Raw genomic sequence first — 15,153 nt, 5'->3', positions numbered from 1 at the left:
TCAGGGCGGGCCGATCAGGCCGGGGGCGAGATTGTTCCACCAGTCCGAGCGGGCTATCCATGCGCTGGAAAGATGTAGCGGAATCAGGGCCAGCGTGCAGGTGATCGTTGCGGGATGCAGGTGCTTCAGAGTCCGCCAGTCGAACCATCCGAGAGCGGCGAGGAAGGGATAGATCACGGCGTAGCTTGCGAGATCCAGAATGAAAGGGTCGACCCCCGGCACCTTCAGCGTCCAACGCGTTGCCGCATCGAGTGTGAGGTAAGCGGCTGCGGTGAATGTCAGCCTGCGATGCCATTCCTTGTGGCGCGTTACGAGCAGGATCGACGCCGTCATCAGGACCGCAAAGGACGTGATGTCGATGACATTGTACCAGGTGAACTCGTAGGGATTCTCATGTCCTGCTGCAAGGCGGTGCACGGCGGCGCGTTGGGCGATCCAGTAACCGAGCGGGATCATCACACCGGTGAGCGCAAACCCCGCAAGGCCAATCTCGCGGTGACGCGCAATCTGGCCGCGCGCGGTGAGCTGCGTCTGCAAGACATACAACGCAATCCAGGCAAAGAAGACCAGCGCATGCAGATGATACAGGGTATCGAAGTCGCGCGTCCCAGAGGCGACAGGTAGATAGTAGGTCAGCGGAAAGCTCAGAACGACGATGGCTGCCATCACTATCGCGGAGCGCGCAAAGAATTGCGGGCGCTCGCTGCGCACGGCCGTTGCCTCGGCGCCGATCGTGCTTTCTGTCATGTGACACCCCCTAGCCTCGACGTGGTTATTGAGAGGCCTGCCAGGCCTGTCAATCGGCGAGTCAAAAAGTGCGGGATCAGCCGATCACTTGCCCTGCGGCGAGCGGCGAGCCGGCGAGGAAGTCCCGTGCGTCTAACGGCTTGCCACCAGGTTTCTGCAGGCGCAGCAGGCGCACCGCCCGGCCATCGCCGCAGGCGACCGCAAGCCGGTCATCCAGCAGCGTGCCGGGCGGCGCCAGGTTGTATAGGTCCGTCAGTTCACTGAACAGCAGCTTCAGACGCACCGGTCCCTGTCCGAGGTCCGCTTCGCACCAGGCACCGGGCGCAGGCGCCAGGCCCCGTATCCGGCAATCGATCTCCGCCGCCGGGCGCGTCCAGTCGATGCGCTGATCCCCGGAACTAATCTTGGCAGCATAGGTCATGCCGTCTTCGGTTTGCGCGGCAGGCTTCAGGCTGCCATCCGCGAGTCCTGACAGCGCGCGCGGAGCAAGCTCTGCCGCGAGCGCCGCGAGCCGGTCGTGCAGTGTACCCGCCGTATCCTCGCGGGTGATGGGTGTACGGACGGAGGCGAGAACCGGGCCGGTATCAAGCCCCGCTTCCATCATCATTGCGTCGACGCCGGTTTCCGCATCGCCCGCCATGATCGCGCGCTGGATCGGCGCGGCGCCCCGCCAGCGCGGCAGGATCGAAGCGTGCATATTGAGACAGCCAAGGCGCGGCGCATCGAGGATCGGTTGCGGAAGGATCAGCCCATAGGCGACCACCACCGCAGCATCGAGGCCGAGCGCCGCAAAGGCCGCCTGTTCGTCCGGCTTCTTCAGCGATTTCGGCGTGCGCACTTCCAGGCCGCGCGCCTCCGCAAAGGCGTGCACAGCGGTCGGTGTCATCTTCTGGCCACGGCCTGCCGGGCGCGGCGGCTGCGAATAGACGCAGGCAATCTCGTGCCCCGCCGCGATCAGCGCTTCGAGCACGCCGAGCGCAATGCCGGGACTTCCCATAAAGGCGATGCGAAGGCGTTTTGTCATCGGCGCCGATCTATCGGCAATCGGGCGACTTGGAAAGCGAGCCTAGTTCGCGTCTTCGCGGATGGCCCGCAGCTTCGCCTTCTTCACCTTGTCGATGGCGCGCTGGCGCTTGAGGCGCGAAAGGTGGTCGATGAACAGCGTACCGTTCAGATGGTCCATCTCGTGCTGGATGCAGACCGCGTAGAGGTCTTCCGCCCACTCGTCGACTGCGTTTCCGTTATAGTCGAGATAGCGCAGGCGGCATCTGGCTGGGCGTTCCACCTCATCGAAGATTTCCGGGACGGAAAGGCAGCCCTCTTCATAGGGCTTAGTCTCTTCCACGGCCTCCAGGATCTCGGGGTTCACGAAATAACGCGGCTGCTTCTCTTCGCCTTCCCGCGACAGATCCATCACAATAATACGCAGCGGCACGCCAATCTGGATGGCGGCCAGGCCAATGCCCGGCGCGTCGTACATGGTTTCCAGCATGTCATCCATCAACGCACGGTGCGCGTCTGTGACGCCGCCCTCGACAGGCTTTGACACCTCTTTCAGGCGCGGATCGGGAACGGTGAGGATTTCACGGATGGCCATGGCGGTGAGATATGCATGCCTTACATCAGCGTCAACGGGTCTATTCCGAGGCCAGTGCCTTTAGGGGCGGCTTCAGATCCAGTTCCCCGGAGGCGCCAGAAGGGCGGGCCCGGGCCTCAATCTGCTTCGGTTCGGCCACCGTCTTGGCCGGTGGGGCAATCGACAATTCCTCGAACCGGCGCAGTGTCGGCATGACCCGCTTGTCCATAGAGCCCATCACATCATTGAAGGCATCGACCGAGCCGTTCAGCGATTTGCCGAGTTTCTGCATGTGCTCCAGCATCTTGCCGATGCGGACATAAAGCTCTGCCCCGAGTTCGGCGGCCTCCATCGCGTTCGCGTTCATTTCGTGCTGGCGCCAGAGGTGGGCAACCGTGCGGGCGAGCGCAATCAGCGTCGTCGGCGTCGTGACGATCACCGCCTTTCCCATCGCCTTCTCGATCAGATCCGGCGCTTCCTCGAGCGCAGCAGCGAAGAAGTTCTCGCCGGGAATGAACATCGCCACATAGTCGAACCGGTTACCAAGATTGGACTGGTAGTCCTTTGAGGACAGCAGGTTCACGTGCCGCTGCACGCTGGCAGCGTGTGCCTTCAGGTGCAAGGCACGCTGGGCGGTATCATCCGTGGCCGTCGCGGCCATGTAGGATTCCAGCGACACCTTGGAGTCGACGACGATCTGGCGCCCGCCCGGCAGGTGGATGATCGCATCCGGACGCTGCCGGCCAGTCTCGCCTGCCTCGCTGACCTGTTCGGAGAAATCACAGTGCTGGGACAGGCCAGCCTGTTCCATCACGTTTCGAAGCGTCATCTCGCCCCAGCGACCGCCGCCCTTCGGCGCCGTCAGCGCGCTGACCAGTTTCCCGGTCTCGGCGGTGTGCACCTTGAGGCTGAGATGGATCGCATCGACCTGTTCCTTCAGCGCCGACTTGTCTTCGGTGCGGACCTTCTCGATTGCCTCGACCTTCTGGCGGAAGGTTTCGAAATTCTCGCCAATCGGTTTCATCAATTCCTTCAGTTCGCCCTGGGCCCCTTCCCTGTGGCGTTTGAAGGTTTCGTCGGCGCGCTCGAGGAACAGCGCATTCGCCTGGGAGAGGACGCCTTGCGCCAACTGCGCGAATTTCTGCTCGTCCTCGGCAGATCGGGCCTGCAGGGCGGCCAGCTTCAGCTCTGCCTCCCGCAGCCCCGCCTCCAACGTCTGCTCCCGCTGGCGCAGCTGGGCGACGGTCGCCCGCCCGTAATCAAGGTCGCGTGCGACCAGTTCGTCCCGTGCCGCGCGGCTCTGACGGCCCTGCCAGAGGTAAACGACGAGCCCGATCAGGGCCAGCGCCAGCACGACATGCAGAATGTCGAACCCAGCCGAGCCGATCACGATAACTGGGGTCATGGCGCGTCCTTCAGGATAGGTCGCCAGAACATAATTGGAACGCACGTGCGCTGTCTACACCTGACAGGCGAACGTCCTGACCCCGGCTGGGGAATTCCACAGCCCGGAAAAGCATAGGTTAACAGCCGTGATCAGAGCGTGAACGCCGGTCTACGGGCTAGTTTTTCAGGAAGCCGGCGAGGCGCTTGGTGATGATCTCTTCCGCCTCGGCCATGATCCGATCGATCAGTTCCTTGCAGGTCGGGATGTCATAAATCAGGCCGGCGACCATGCCGCACGACCAGGCGCCGGCATCCATCTGTCCGTCGAGCATGATCTTCGGATAGACGCCTGCGACTTCCTCGATGATGTCCTCGAACTTGATCGCAGTGCCGAGTTCTTTCTCCTTCTGCAGAAGGCGCTCGACGGCGGGGTTGGTCAGCACACGCTCAGTGTTGCGCAGCGGGCGCATCACGAGGCGGGTGTCGAGTTCGGATGCGGCGACGAGCGCCTGCTTCACGTTCTCGTGGACCGGGGCTTCCTTCGTGGCGATGAAGCGCGTGCCCATGTTCATGCCCTCAGCGCCGAGCGCCATTGCGGCGACGAGCGAGCGGCCATCGGCCATGCCGCCGGAGGCGATGAACGGAATATCGAGTTCGTCCATGGCGCGCGGCAACAGGATGAAGTTCGGCACGTCATCCTCGCCAGGATGGCCGCCGCACTCGAAGCCATCGACAGAGACGGCGTCGCAGCCGATTTTCTGGGCCTTCAGCGCGTGGCGCACCGCGGTGCACTTGTGGACGACCTTGATGCCGTTGTCCTTGAGTACTGGAAGCACTTGAACCGGGTTGTTGCCGGCGGTCTCAACAACTTTGACGCCGCCTTCGATGATGGCTTTCACATAGCCCGGATAGTCCGGCTGGTTGACCGAGGGCAGGAAGGTGAGGTTCACGCCGATCGGCTTGTCGGTCATGTCGCGGCAGCGAGCGATCTCGTTTGCGAGGTCCTTCGGGGTGCGCTGGGTCAGCGCCGTGATGATGCCGAGGCCGCCGGCATTGGACACGGCCGCCGCCATTTCGGCAAAGCCGACGAAATGCATGCCGCCCTGCACGATGGGGTGCTGGATGCCGAGCATTTCAGTGATGCGGGTTTTCATCGCGAGGGTCTCCCTTGGGGTTCTGATCTGTTTTTTGAGTTCGGACCATCCTTGAACAAGGCGGGGCGCCGCTGCAAGCATGTCATAAGGTCAATTGTTGCAGGCGGGCCGCCGCCCCTGCCAGTGCGCGTCGGTCACGGCTGCGCCATTTGCAGGCGGAGACGAGGTTTGCCCCTGCGCCGTCCCCTTGCGATTTGCCCATCCCCGCTAAAGGCGATAGGGTCGGCCCCGGGCAATTGGGGGAATTGGTATGATCCTGTTCGTACACGGTGTCCCGGACACCGCGATCCTTTGGGACCCGCTGATTGCGGCCTTGGGGCTGCAGCCGGACTCTTACCGCGCCCTCTCCCTCCCGGGTTTCGGTAATCCTGTGCCGGCGGGTTTCAGCTGCACCAAGGATGCCTATGCCGCCTGGCTCGTGCAGCAGATGGAGGCAGCCGGCGAGCCGGTGCACCTCGTCGGTCATGACTGGGGCGCGCTGCTGGTGCTGCGGGCCGCGTCGCTCCGGCCGGATCTTGTGTCCAGCTGGTGTGTGACCAATGCGCTGATCGACAAGGAATACTCGGGCCACCGCACCGCCCGCATGTGGGCGACGCCGCTGCTCGGCGAACTCGTGATGCTTGGCATGCGGAACAAGGAGCGGCTGGAGGCCGGCCTCATCGAAGGCGGCATGCCGGCGAGCCTTGCCAAGACGGAAGTCCCGCACATCGACAAGACGATGCGCCAGTCGATCCTGAAACTCTACCGCTCGGCGCTTGGTCTGAATTTCCGCGGCGCCTGGGTGGACGATCTCGTGAACCTTCCGAAACGCGGTCAGCTGTTCTGGGGCGAGACCGATCCCTTTGTGGACATTTCGGTGGCCGAGCGTTTTTCGAAGATGTGGGGCACACCGCTGCATGTCGCGCGCGGAGCCGGCCATTGGGCCTGCCATGAACGCGCGCCGGAGTTTGCGGGCCTACTTGCGGCGCACTGGTCGCGCTAGGCGGCCGCCTGTTGCGGGGTGCCGATCTCGCGCTTCACAAGCTCCGAGAGCTGACGAACCGAGAATGGCTTCGGCAGGAACGAGACCGCGCGGTCGTCGAGCTGCTTGGCGAGTTCCTGTTCGGCATAGCCGGAGATGAAGATAACGCGGGCATGGGCGAGCTTCTCGCGCGCCTGCTTGATCAGCGTCGGGCCGTTCATGCCCGGCATGACGACGTCCGAGATCACCAGGTCGAAATGGCCCGGCTTGGCGTTGATGATTTCCAGCGCCTCCTCGCCGTCCTCGGCTTCCTCCACCTCATAGCCGCGCGAACGCAGCACCGAGACGGCAATGTCGCGCACGCCGGCTTCGTCCTCGATGACAAGAATGCGGCCGCGGCCCGACAGATCGACAGGTCGCTGCGCAGCGCGCTGCTCGATCGCCGGATCAACCGCCTGCGGAATTTCCGCTGCCGGAAGGGCTGGCAGGTAGACGTGGAAATTGGTCCCTTTGCCGATCGCGGAGACCGGCTCGATGTACCCGCCGGACTGCTTGATGATGCCGAACACAGTCGCGAGGCCGAGGCCAGTGCCGCTGCCCTTTTCCTTGGTCGTGAAGAACGGATGGAAGATCTTGTCCTTCAGTTCCTTCGGAATTCCGCCGCCGGTGTCCTCCACCTCGATCAGCAGGTATTCGCCGTCCTCGACATAGTCGAAGCCCTTGGCGCGCGCATCGCGGCCCGTCGAGCGGCTCGTGCGGATCGTCAGCTTGCCGCCATCGCGGTGTGACAGCATCGCATCGCGCGCATTGGTGACGAGGTTGATGATTGCGGTTTCCAGCTGGCCCTTATCGGCGCGGATCCACGGAACATCGCGGCCATGGTTGACCTCGAAGGTGATGCGCTCGTCGACCGCGCCGCGCAGCAGCAGCGAGAAGTGCGTGAGGAAGTCGGTCGTGTTGAACACTTCGCGCTTGAACGTCTGCTCGCGCGCATAGGCGAGAAGGCCGCGCACCAGATCCGCCGACCGCACGGTCGACTCGTGGATGGCCTTCAGGTTGTCATAGGACGGATCGCCGATCGGGTGGCGGTTCATCAGGAATTCGCAGTTGCCGCTGGTCACCTGCAGCATGTTGTTGATCTCGTGCGCGATGCGGCCGGCGATGTTGCCGATAGCCTGCATCTTTTCGCCATGCGCAAGCCGGTGCTCAAGCAAGCGGTGCTCGGAGATGTCGACGACATAGGCCACCGAAGGCCGGCCATTGGCGTTCAGCGTGACAAACACATTGGCATGCTTGACCTTGTCTTCGCTGACGGCGCCGGCGAGCTTCAGCGCCACCGGCTTGTCGACGGCATGAATCAGCGCCTGGGCCACCGCGTCGGGGCCTTCCTCGTCGGACTCGAACAGGTCGGAGAAACGCGAGCCGGGCGTCGCACGCCCACCGGTCAGTTCCATGAGCGCGCGGTTGGCATCGAGGATGATCGCGCCGTCCACACGGTCGCCGTCGAGGCGCACCGCGCCAAAGGGTGCATCATCGAACATCGGGTCGCCGTCCGGGCGCACCGGGCGCGAGGCGCCCTGAAGGGCGAAGCGGTCGCCCTCCCCGTTGAGCACTTGCGGGCTCGGCAGCAGGATCGTGCGGCCATTGGCGTCTGGGCCCTTGCCGGACCAGGTCGTGATCGCCGTCACTGGCAGCTCGACGCCGTCGCGCGCGCGCAGCTGGATGTCGGCCCGGCCGGGCGCGCCTGTCTTGCGGTCACGGCCGAGCATCTTGACGAATTCGGGGCGCATGATGTCGTCGAGGCGCACATTCTTGGCCGTTTCGGGCAGGCCAAGCATCTCGCGCAGGAAATTGTTCGCGTAGGTAATCGTGCCGTCCGGACGGGCCGCGAAGAAGCCCATTGGCGCGTCTTCGACGTATAGCGATTTCATGTCGGCCGCGCCGGTCGCTTCGAGCTGGCCGGCGATGCGGCGGATGCGCCACAGCACGCGCCCGCGCGGCAGGGGGGCGACGGTGACTTCGAACTGTGCCGGCACCTGTTCCGGGCCGAGCGTCACCATCGGCAGGAGCTCACGGCGACGGATGCCGGCCTTGGCCGCCTTGGAGAGGCGGTAGATCGGGGCGGTGAGGCCGTGGATGGCGCCGAACAGGCGGTCGACGGTGACCGGGCCCGATTCGCTCGGCCCCGTGATCAGCGTCTGCGAGGCCAGCTCGCCATAGGCGTCATTGGCCGCCACCGGGGCGCCGCCCGGATCGGTGACGAGGACGGCTTCTTCCAGCGCATCAATCCACGGGAAACGCGGTGCGCCGGCATTGGCGATGCGGGCCGCAGCGCCCTTCTCCGGGAACAGGCCGATGAACCGACCGGCGCCGCGTACGGTCCACAGGAGGAAAACGAGACCGCCGGACGCCATGGTGATCAGCAGGATCGACCCTGTGGCCCCCGACGCATGCGGGCGCACGAGCGATACGCTTGCGGCAGCAATCGACAGGAGCAGACAGGCCCAGAAGCCCAGCTGCAGCAGGTCTACCTTGCGACCTGCCAGTCCGCTGGTCGTTCCTTCCGCGTCCTCGCTGGTCCCGAGGATTTGCGCCAGATCAAGGGTTTCGTTGTCTTTTTTCATTTTCTACCGCCAATTCACCCGGCCTGCCGCCGGAAGCGCGACTTTCCCGGCGCAGACAGGCATCCGCGCACGGTATTTTCATGGTTACTTCGTTCTCGCACGTCAAAGGTTAACGAATCCGAAAATACCGTTAAGACAAGCTCAAACAATTGCCCAACCAGAACAGGATTCGGCTCATGACGATAATGCGCTCCGCCTTCGCGCTCGCTCTCCTGGGAACAGTGGCTGCCTGCGGCACCTCGCCCCGCGCCGAGACACCGGTCGCCGCTTATTCGCAGGAGGCCATCGCCGCCGAATCGGTGCGCCTGAACCACTGGTTCGAGACGAAATTCGACGAGGCCGTGGCCCGCGATCCGATGCGCCAGACCTACCTGGGCATCAAGGACCGCTACGGCGAGTGGACCGACGCGTCCGAAGCATTCGAGCTGGCCGAACTGGAAATCCAGCGCGCCGAAGTGGCTGAGATGAAAGCGAACTTCGACTTCGACAAGCTGGACCACCAGACCCAGCTGTCCTGGCGACTGGCGGAATACCAGCTGGAGCTGGCCGAAGCCTCCTTCCCCTACCGGGGACACAACTACACGTTCAACCAGATGTTCGGCGTCCAGTCCGGTATCCCGGCCTTCCTGATCAACCAGCACAAGGTGACCAGCGCCTCCGACGCCGAGGCCTACATCTCGCGCCTGCACGGCGTGCCGGCCTATCTCGGCCAGAACGTGGCCAACGCGAAGGAAGCCGCGGACAAGGGCATCCAACCGCCCGCGTTCGTCTATGATTATGTCCTGACGGACTCGCAGGGCGTGATCACCGGCTATCCCTTCACCGGCACCGGCGATGGTACCGATGACAGCCCGCTGATGGCCGACATCCGGGGCAAGGTCACTGCGCTTGCCGACAACAGCACGATCACCGAAGAAGCCGCCGCCGATCTGACCGCCCGCGCTGCCCGCGCTCTGAAAACTGCCGTCGGCCCGGCCTATGAGGCAGCCATCGCCGAACTCACCCGCCAGCAATCCGTTGCCACCAGCGAGGACGGCGTGTGGAAGCTGCCGGATGGCGGCGCCTATTACAACACCCGCCTTGCTCAGATGACGACAACCAGTCTGACGGCGGATGAAATCCACCAGATCGGTCTCGACGAGATTGCGCGCATCCACGGCGAAATGCAGTCGATTATGACCCAGGTCGGGTTCACCGGCACGCTGCAGGAATTCTTCGAGTTCATGCGCACCGATCCGCAATTCTACAAACCCGAAACCGAGGAAGGCAAAGCAGAGTATCTCGCCGAAGCGGTCGCCGCGATCGAGACCATGAAGGCTGATCTGCCGAAACTGTTCAACACTTTCCCGAAAGCCGACATGGAAGTGAAGGCCGTCGAAGCCTTCCGCGAGAAATCCGCCGGCAAGGCCTTCTATTCGCGCCCCGCGCCGGATGGCAGCCGCCCGGGCATCTACTACGCCAACCTCTACAGCATGGCCGACATGCCGACCTACCAGCTGGAAGCACTCGCCTTCCACGAAGGCATTCCCGGCCACCACATGCAGATCGCTATCGCGCAGGAACTGGAAGGCATCCCGAGCTTCCGCAAGTATGGCGGCTACACCGCTTACTCTGAAGGCTGGGGCCTGTATTCGGAACTCGTACCGAAAGAGCTCGGCTATTATTCAGATCCGTACTCGGACTTTGGCCGGCTCGCCATGGAGATCTGGCGCGCCGCGCGCCTCGTCGTCGATACCGGCATCCATAGCAAGAAATGGACGCGCGAACAGGCCGTGCAGTACCTCATGGACAACACGCCGAACCCGCAAGGTGACTGCGAGAAGGCCATCGACCGCTACATCGTGATGCCGGGCCAGGCGACCGCTTACAAGATCGGCATGCTCAAGATCGTCGAGCTGCGCGAACGCGCCCGTACCCAGCTGGGCGACCAGTTCGACATCCGGGAGTTCCATGACATTGTATTGAGAGACGGCGCCGTGCCCCTTGCGGTGCTCGAGGAGACGGTAGACGCATGGCTCGAGAGCAAGAAAGCGTAAAACTCATGACCCCGGGGCGGAAGGCGGCCCTGCTAGGCCTCCTGCTGCCGCTGATGTCGCTGGCCAGCTGCAACTCGCTGGCCGCGACCTTCCTGAAGCCCGATGTGCAAGCCTCCCCAGCGAGCGTGCCGGCGGGCGACTACAAGCTCGATCCGGCCCACGCCTCGCTCTTCTTCCGGATCAATCATCTCGGCTACTCGACCTATGTTGGCCGCTTCGAGCGTTTCGAGGCGAGCCTGACCGGCGACCCCGCCGCCCCGGAATCGGCAACCGTCACCGCGGTGGTCGACATGACCTCGCTGAACATCGCCAACCCCGAGTTCGCCGCCGAATTGATGGGTCCGGACTGGTTCGATGCCGCTGCCTTCCCGCAGGCAAGCTTCAAGACCTATGGCCTCAAGATCACCGGCGAGAACGAGGCCGACATCAGCGGCGACCTGACCCTGAAGGGCAAGACGCAGGCAGTGATCCTCAAGGCAAAGCTGAACGGCAGCGGCTATGACCGGTTGCGCGGCGCGGACGTCGTCGGCTTTTCGGCCGTGCTGCCGATCAGCCGCGCGGCGTTCGGCGTCGACAGGTTCTCCGGCCTGCTGGCGGACGAGGTCGAAATCCAGATTGAAGCAGAATTCGTGAAAGCTAAGCCCGGCTGAGCGGGCCCAGCGCCCGGCCGCGCCGCGTAATGCGCAGCGCAATGCGCCCGCCCCGGCGTCCGATCTCGGCTTCGGCGGCGAGCACACCGCCCTCCCCGCCGGAGATGAGTTCGACCGGCTGATCCGCCGGCACGCCCAGCAACAGTGTGGCACCAGGCTTCAGGCCGGAAAGCTTCGACAGCGGCACAGCCAGGCTCGCCACCCGCACGGTCAGCGTTGCCGACAGGGCGCCCTGCGCCGGATGCGTGTTGGCCGTCACCGGCCCCTGTCCAGCCTCGGGCTTGGCGGGCGAGGCAATAGCGCCGGCAACGATCAGCTGTGCACGGAAGGTCTCCGTCTGCACGCGCATCGAGAATTCGGTGACCAATGCCTCGCTCGGCGGCGCAATCGCGGCTGCGAACGCAAGCTCGGTCTCAAGGCCGGAGAAGCTCAGATCCGCCGCCACGCCCTGCGCCAGCGGGCGCACGAGCGCATCCAGCAGCGCCAGATCAATCGGGCTCAGGGGCCGCGCGCCGCCGCCCCGCTCACGCGCGCCGCAAGCCGTTTCTATCAGCAGCTGAGCCAATCCCGGCGACAGCACCAGCATCGCGCCGATATCACCTTCGCGTGTCGCAAAGCAGGCAATCGCCTGGCCGCGGTCCTCGTCTGACTGGCGCACCGCCGCATCGAACGGCCCGCGCCCGATCCCGGTGACCACCGCCGCAATCGGCAGACCGCAGCTTTCGCGCATCGCCATCGACAGGCGCGCGGCCAACCGGCGGGCTGAATCATGGTCCTCCTGGCGCTGCTGAACCGGCGCGCCGAATTCCGCGACCGGCCGCGCCGCCGTCGCTATCGGCGCAGGCTCCGGCGGCAGGTCGGACAAGTCCGGACGCAGAAGCGCTTCAATCTCGGCGGGGCTCAGCAATCCGCGTGCGGTCATCAGGGGTCTGTCCGGTTCGGCCGCCTCGAAACTACGCGGCATGTCCGCCATCACCTGCCCCTGCCGGCGGGGCGGCATGTCCCAGCCGTCATCAGCGCTGTCTGGCAGCGCCGGCGCAGGTCGGGGCGCGGCAGAGTTCCGGGTCATCCCCCCTTAATCGCCCGGATCCGGTTAACGACCCGTTAGGGAAATCGCACCGCCGGAGGGTGTTAAGCCCAGCGCCCTGTGGATTCAGCTTATTCCGGCGAATTTAACTCGCCGGTCAGGGCTTGGTAAGGCGCGATTCGGAAGTTGGGCGCATTGTGTCTTCATTGCTGAAGGGGAAACCTTGAGAGTTCCGCCAAGGCGTTTGGGTGAGTGGTAGAAATAAAAAAGGCGGCGCTCCTTCCAAGGAGCGCCGCCTTTCAGGTTTAGGGCCAGCCGTGCCTAGTCGTCGCGCAGCGTGCGTTCCTTGCGCTCGTGCCGCTCCTGAGCCTCAAGGCTCAGCGTGGCGGTCGGGCGCGCTTCGAGGCGGCGCAGGCCGATCGGCTCGCCGGTCGCTTCACAATAGCCGTAGGTGCCGTCCTCGATGCGCCGCAGGGCCGAGTCGATCTTGGAGATCAGCTTGCGCTGGCGGTCCCTGGTGCGCAGCTCAAGGGCCTTGTCGCTCTCGGCGGAAGCGCGGTCGACAATGTCCGGCAGCGAGCCCGATTCGTCCTGGAGATTGTGGATGGTCTGTTTGGCGCCGTTGAGGATGTCGGCTTTCCATTCTTCCAGCAGCCGCCGGAAATAGGCGCGCTGGCGTTCATTCATGAACTCTTCGTCTTCAGTGGGACGATAGTCGTCTGAAAGATCGATGCTCACCGCAGGCTCCTTCACGCGTTTCCGTGCCATATAGATCGACCCTCGATTCGGCGCAATTGCGTGCGCTGTTAACTTATTTCCAACATAATCAAGTTCTTACACCAAAAATACGACAATTCCACGAAACATTCGAGCCTTTTGGTGCAGTAGGGCGCGCGCTGCAGTGCAAGTTGCACACCGGCACTTGATCTTTGGGACCCCGGCAGTCTCTATGGCTCACGTCCCCCGCCGCTGCGCTTTCCACGGTTTCCCCACCTGAATGGCCAAACAACGCAAACAACCGACCAAGCAGGCTGGCTGGATGCTGGCGGTGATGTTCAACTCGTTGTTGATCCTCCTGCCGGTGATTGGGGCAAACACCGTCAAGCAGGCCTATGCCGGGGTCGGCGTGGCCGAACAGCCTACAATCGACGCCATTATTCAGACGAAGGATCGCATTGACGACGCCTTCGAGGATCTCTCGCCGAAAGAGGCGAGCCGCAAACTCCCCTTCTGGCAGGACAAGGTTCAGCGCGCGCTTGAGGAAAAGGACGTTGATGCCCTGCGCGGCTACCTGATCGCCGCCCCGGCGATGCTCGGCAACGATCTCGGCAAGCAGGTGCGCGCGCGCGCAGAGGCGGAAACCAAGGGCACCGCCGACGAGCGCATGATCCGCGCCGCGTTACAGAAGATGCCGGAAAGCGTTGCCCGCGCCATCGAATACGAGATCGGCCTGCCGCAGATTCCGATCATACCGCCCACGCCCGAGGCCCCGCCGGTTCCGCCTGCCGCAGCCGAAGCGCTGCCCGGCGCAGAGCCGGCCGCCGGAGAAACGGGCGCCGCGTCGGCGGAAGTTCCGGCTCCAGAGAAGGAAATCGGCGAAGTGCTGGAAGCCGGCATACGCCCGGAACTCGATTGGCGCTTCCGCCTGCTCGGCAGCTATGGCGACCTCGCCGCGATGTCCCAGCGCTGGATCGGCGGCGACTGGTCCGACGCCATCGTCTTCAAGCTTACCGGCATCGGCCTTGTCCAGCAGGGCATCAGCGATGGCTTGTCAGATGCCAACATCCGGGCCGTTTCGATCGTGAAATCCGCCAGCCGCTCCAAGCGGTTGACTCCGCAGTTCACTGCCTATCTCGACGAGCGCACCGGCGCCGCTGTGCCCCCTGAGGTGCTGACCCCGGCCCTCGAAGCGGCTCTGAAGGATCTCGCGACCACCGACGTGCGCGGCGCCCGCGTGCGCGACGCCTTCGAGAAATCCATCGATCCTGCCGGCCTGATCCGGCTGGAAACCGACCTCGAGCAGATCGACAAGATCGCCACGCTGACCAGCCCCACCGCGGCGCTGACCCTGCTGTCCTATGTCGAGGACGGCACGGACCTGCGCCGCGCGCGCATGCTGGCCGAGGCAGGTGGCATGCAGGCGGTCGCCCTCGTCAAGGAACGTGGCACCGAGGCCTTGCGCGTCGCCGATGCGGGCGTGCGCTGGGACAATTCGATGGTGCTGGAAATCATGAGCCTTACTGCCGCCGGCATGCTGCTCTTCTGGGTCACGCTTTCGACGGTGCGGATCTACTTCCCCAAGCGCAAGCCAAAGGCCGAACTGATCGGCGCGACCTAACCGAGGCTGAAGGCGCCCCGGATACCATCGATCAGCAGCTGGGCCGACAAGGCCGCGAGGATCACGCCGAGGATACGCGTGATGGCCCCCGCCACGCTCGCCCCGATCAGGCGCACGATGGGGCCGGCCAGAAGGAAAACAACCAGCGTGATCAGGAGGTTGAGGCCGATCGCCGCCAGTACGACGCCCTGTTCTGTCCAGTCGGCCGCTTCTGACATGTAGAACATCGCGGTCGCAATCGAGCCCGGCCCGGCGATCATCGGAATGCCCATCGGGAACACGGAAATATCGTCCGGCTGCGGATCGTTCTTATGCTCTTCCAGGACTTCTTCGGCCCGGTTCTCACGCCGCTCGGTGCGCTTCTCGAACACCATGTCCAGCGCGATCAGGAACAGCAGCGCGCCGCCGGCCATCCGAAACGCATCCAGCGAGATGTGCATGGCGTCCAGCAACCACGCGCCGCCGAACGCAAAGAACAGCATGATCAGCGAAGCGACGAAAACGGACTTGTAAGCCATCTTCCGCCGGTGCGCGGCAGGTGTGCCCGCCGTCAGCGTCGCGAAGATCGGCGCGACGCCCGGCGCATCGATCAGAACGAAGAATGTGACGAAGGCTGCGGTGAAGAGCGAAACGAGTTCAGGGGTCATGCGCGCA

The 15,153-nt window shown here is 64.1% G+C and carries 13 protein-coding genes; 4 read left to right on the top strand and 9 right to left on the bottom strand.

The genetic code is table 11. The features are described 5' to 3' along the window. From Q0C17_RS12350 to Q0C17_RS12330, 5 genes are all read right to left on the bottom strand, one after another. On the bottom strand, positions 1–747 hold the full coding sequence (locus Q0C17_RS12350; RefSeq protein WP_291206668.1) for a hypothetical protein: 747 nt from the start codon (positions 745–747) through the stop codon (positions 1–3). A 76-nt stretch (positions 748–823) separates the two neighbouring features. Further along, positions 824–1,771 (bottom strand): methionyl-tRNA formyltransferase, encoded by a 948-nt coding sequence (gene fmt, locus Q0C17_RS12345; protein ID WP_291206665.1) that lies wholly within the window; start codon positions 1,769–1,771, stop codon positions 824–826. Positions 1,772–1,813: 42 nt separating this feature from the next. Next, positions 1,814–2,344: a peptide deformylase gene (gene def, locus Q0C17_RS12340; RefSeq protein ID WP_291206662.1), complete on the bottom strand. Its 531-nt coding sequence runs from the start codon at positions 2,342–2,344 to the stop codon at positions 1,814–1,816. A gap of 40 nt (positions 2,345–2,384) precedes the next feature. Further along, positions 2,385–3,728 carry a DNA recombination protein RmuC gene (locus tag Q0C17_RS12335; protein WP_291206659.1) on the bottom strand — a complete coding sequence of 448 codons (1,344 nt, stop codon included), beginning with the start codon at positions 3,726–3,728 and terminating at the stop codon, positions 2,385–2,387. A 157-nt stretch (positions 3,729–3,885) separates the two neighbouring features. Next, positions 3,886–4,863 (bottom strand): nitronate monooxygenase family protein, encoded by a 978-nt coding sequence (locus tag Q0C17_RS12330; protein WP_291206655.1) that lies wholly within the window; start codon positions 4,861–4,863, stop codon positions 3,886–3,888. A 250-nt stretch (positions 4,864–5,113) separates the two neighbouring features. Here Q0C17_RS12330 and Q0C17_RS12325 point away from each other — a divergent pair, with 250 nt between their 5' ends. Then, positions 5,114–5,845, top strand: a complete 732-nt coding sequence (locus Q0C17_RS12325) for an alpha/beta hydrolase (RefSeq protein WP_291206652.1) — start codon at positions 5,114–5,116, stop codon at positions 5,843–5,845. On the opposite strand, the gene Q0C17_RS12320 is transcribed toward Q0C17_RS12325, so the two are convergent. Continuing rightward, on the bottom strand, positions 5,842–8,448 hold the full coding sequence (locus tag Q0C17_RS12320; RefSeq protein WP_291206649.1) for a response regulator: 2,607 nt from the start codon (positions 8,446–8,448) through the stop codon (positions 5,842–5,844). The genes Q0C17_RS12325 and Q0C17_RS12320 overlap by 4 nt on opposite strands. A gap of 176 nt (positions 8,449–8,624) precedes the next feature. Here Q0C17_RS12320 and Q0C17_RS12315 point away from each other — a divergent pair, with 176 nt between their 5' ends. Together Q0C17_RS12315 and Q0C17_RS12310 are read left to right on the top strand one after the other, a co-directional pair. Continuing rightward, complete coding sequence (locus Q0C17_RS12315; RefSeq protein WP_291206646.1) at positions 8,625–10,484, top strand: DUF885 family protein; 1,860 nt, start codon at positions 8,625–8,627, stop codon at positions 10,482–10,484. 5 nt (positions 10,485–10,489) lie between these two features. After that, positions 10,490–11,134, top strand: coding sequence for a YceI family protein (locus Q0C17_RS12310; RefSeq protein WP_291206643.1), 645 nt, complete (start codon positions 10,490–10,492; stop codon positions 11,132–11,134). Here the strand turns inward: Q0C17_RS12310 and Q0C17_RS12305 are convergent. Together Q0C17_RS12305 and dksA are read right to left on the bottom strand one after the other, a co-directional pair. Then, complete coding sequence (locus Q0C17_RS12305) at positions 11,121–12,203, bottom strand: FliM/FliN family flagellar motor switch protein (RefSeq protein WP_291206638.1); 1,083 nt, start codon at positions 12,201–12,203, stop codon at positions 11,121–11,123. The two genes, Q0C17_RS12310 and Q0C17_RS12305, sit on opposite strands and share 14 nt — an antisense overlap. A gap of 279 nt (positions 12,204–12,482) precedes the next feature. Then, entirely contained in the window at positions 12,483–12,929 is a 447-nt protein-coding gene (gene dksA, locus Q0C17_RS12300; RefSeq protein WP_291206635.1) for an RNA polymerase-binding protein DksA, read from the bottom strand. 229 nt (positions 12,930–13,158) lie between these two features. On the opposite strand from dksA, the gene Q0C17_RS12295 reads away from it, so the two are divergent. Next, positions 13,159–14,499, top strand: a complete 1,341-nt coding sequence (locus Q0C17_RS12295) for a hypothetical protein (RefSeq protein ID WP_291206632.1) — start codon at positions 13,159–13,161, stop codon at positions 14,497–14,499. On the opposite strand, the gene Q0C17_RS12290 is transcribed toward Q0C17_RS12295, so the two are convergent. Beyond that, a complete protein-coding gene (locus tag Q0C17_RS12290) occupies positions 14,496–15,146 on the bottom strand; it encodes a MarC family protein (protein WP_291206629.1) in 651 nt (216 codons plus the stop codon). The two genes, Q0C17_RS12295 and Q0C17_RS12290, sit on opposite strands and share 4 nt — an antisense overlap. Positions 15,147–15,153: the final 7 nt, after the last annotated feature.

It is taken from the genome of Hyphomonas sp. (assembly GCF_022844445.1).
GTDB lineage: Bacteria > Pseudomonadota > Alphaproteobacteria > Caulobacterales > Hyphomonadaceae > Hyphomonas.
Note: the sequence above shows the minus strand (reverse complement) of the source record. Positions and strands in the feature narration are given on the sequence as shown.

What these genes read in the sequence shown, in the direction of transcription:
- Q0C17_RS12350 (WP_291206668.1), bottom strand. Translation starts at nt 747, where the DNA reads ATGACAGAAAGCACGATCGGCGCCGAGGCAACGGCCGTGCGCAGCGAG.
- fmt (WP_291206665.1), bottom strand. Translation starts at nt 1,771, where the DNA reads ATGACAAAACGCCTTCGCATCGCCTTTATGGGAAGTCCCGGCATTGCG.
- def (WP_291206662.1), bottom strand. Translation starts at nt 2,344, where the DNA reads ATGGCCATCCGTGAAATCCTCACCGTTCCCGATCCGCGCCTGAAAGAG.
- Q0C17_RS12335 (WP_291206659.1), bottom strand. Translation starts at nt 3,728, where the DNA reads ATGACCCCAGTTATCGTGATCGGCTCGGCTGGGTTCGACATTCTGCAT.
- Q0C17_RS12330 (WP_291206655.1), bottom strand. Translation starts at nt 4,863, where the DNA reads ATGAAAACCCGCATCACTGAAATGCTCGGCATCCAGCACCCCATCGTG.
- Q0C17_RS12325 (WP_291206652.1), top strand. Translation starts at nt 5,114, where the DNA reads ATGATCCTGTTCGTACACGGTGTCCCGGACACCGCGATCCTTTGGGAC.
- Q0C17_RS12320 (WP_291206649.1), bottom strand. Translation starts at nt 8,448, where the DNA reads ATGAAAAAAGACAACGAAACCCTTGATCTGGCGCAAATCCTCGGGACC.
- Q0C17_RS12315 (WP_291206646.1), top strand. Translation starts at nt 8,625, where the DNA reads ATGACGATAATGCGCTCCGCCTTCGCGCTCGCTCTCCTGGGAACAGTG.
- Q0C17_RS12310 (WP_291206643.1), top strand. Translation starts at nt 10,490, where the DNA reads ATGACCCCGGGGCGGAAGGCGGCCCTGCTAGGCCTCCTGCTGCCGCTG.
- Q0C17_RS12305 (WP_291206638.1), bottom strand. Translation starts at nt 12,203, where the DNA reads ATGACCCGGAACTCTGCCGCGCCCCGACCTGCGCCGGCGCTGCCAGAC.
- dksA (WP_291206635.1), bottom strand. Translation starts at nt 12,929, where the DNA reads ATGGCACGGAAACGCGTGAAGGAGCCTGCGGTGAGCATCGATCTTTCA.
- Q0C17_RS12295 (WP_291206632.1), top strand. Translation starts at nt 13,159, where the DNA reads ATGGCCAAACAACGCAAACAACCGACCAAGCAGGCTGGCTGGATGCTG.
- Q0C17_RS12290 (WP_291206629.1), bottom strand. Translation starts at nt 15,146, where the DNA reads ATGACCCCTGAACTCGTTTCGCTCTTCACCGCAGCCTTCGTCACATTC.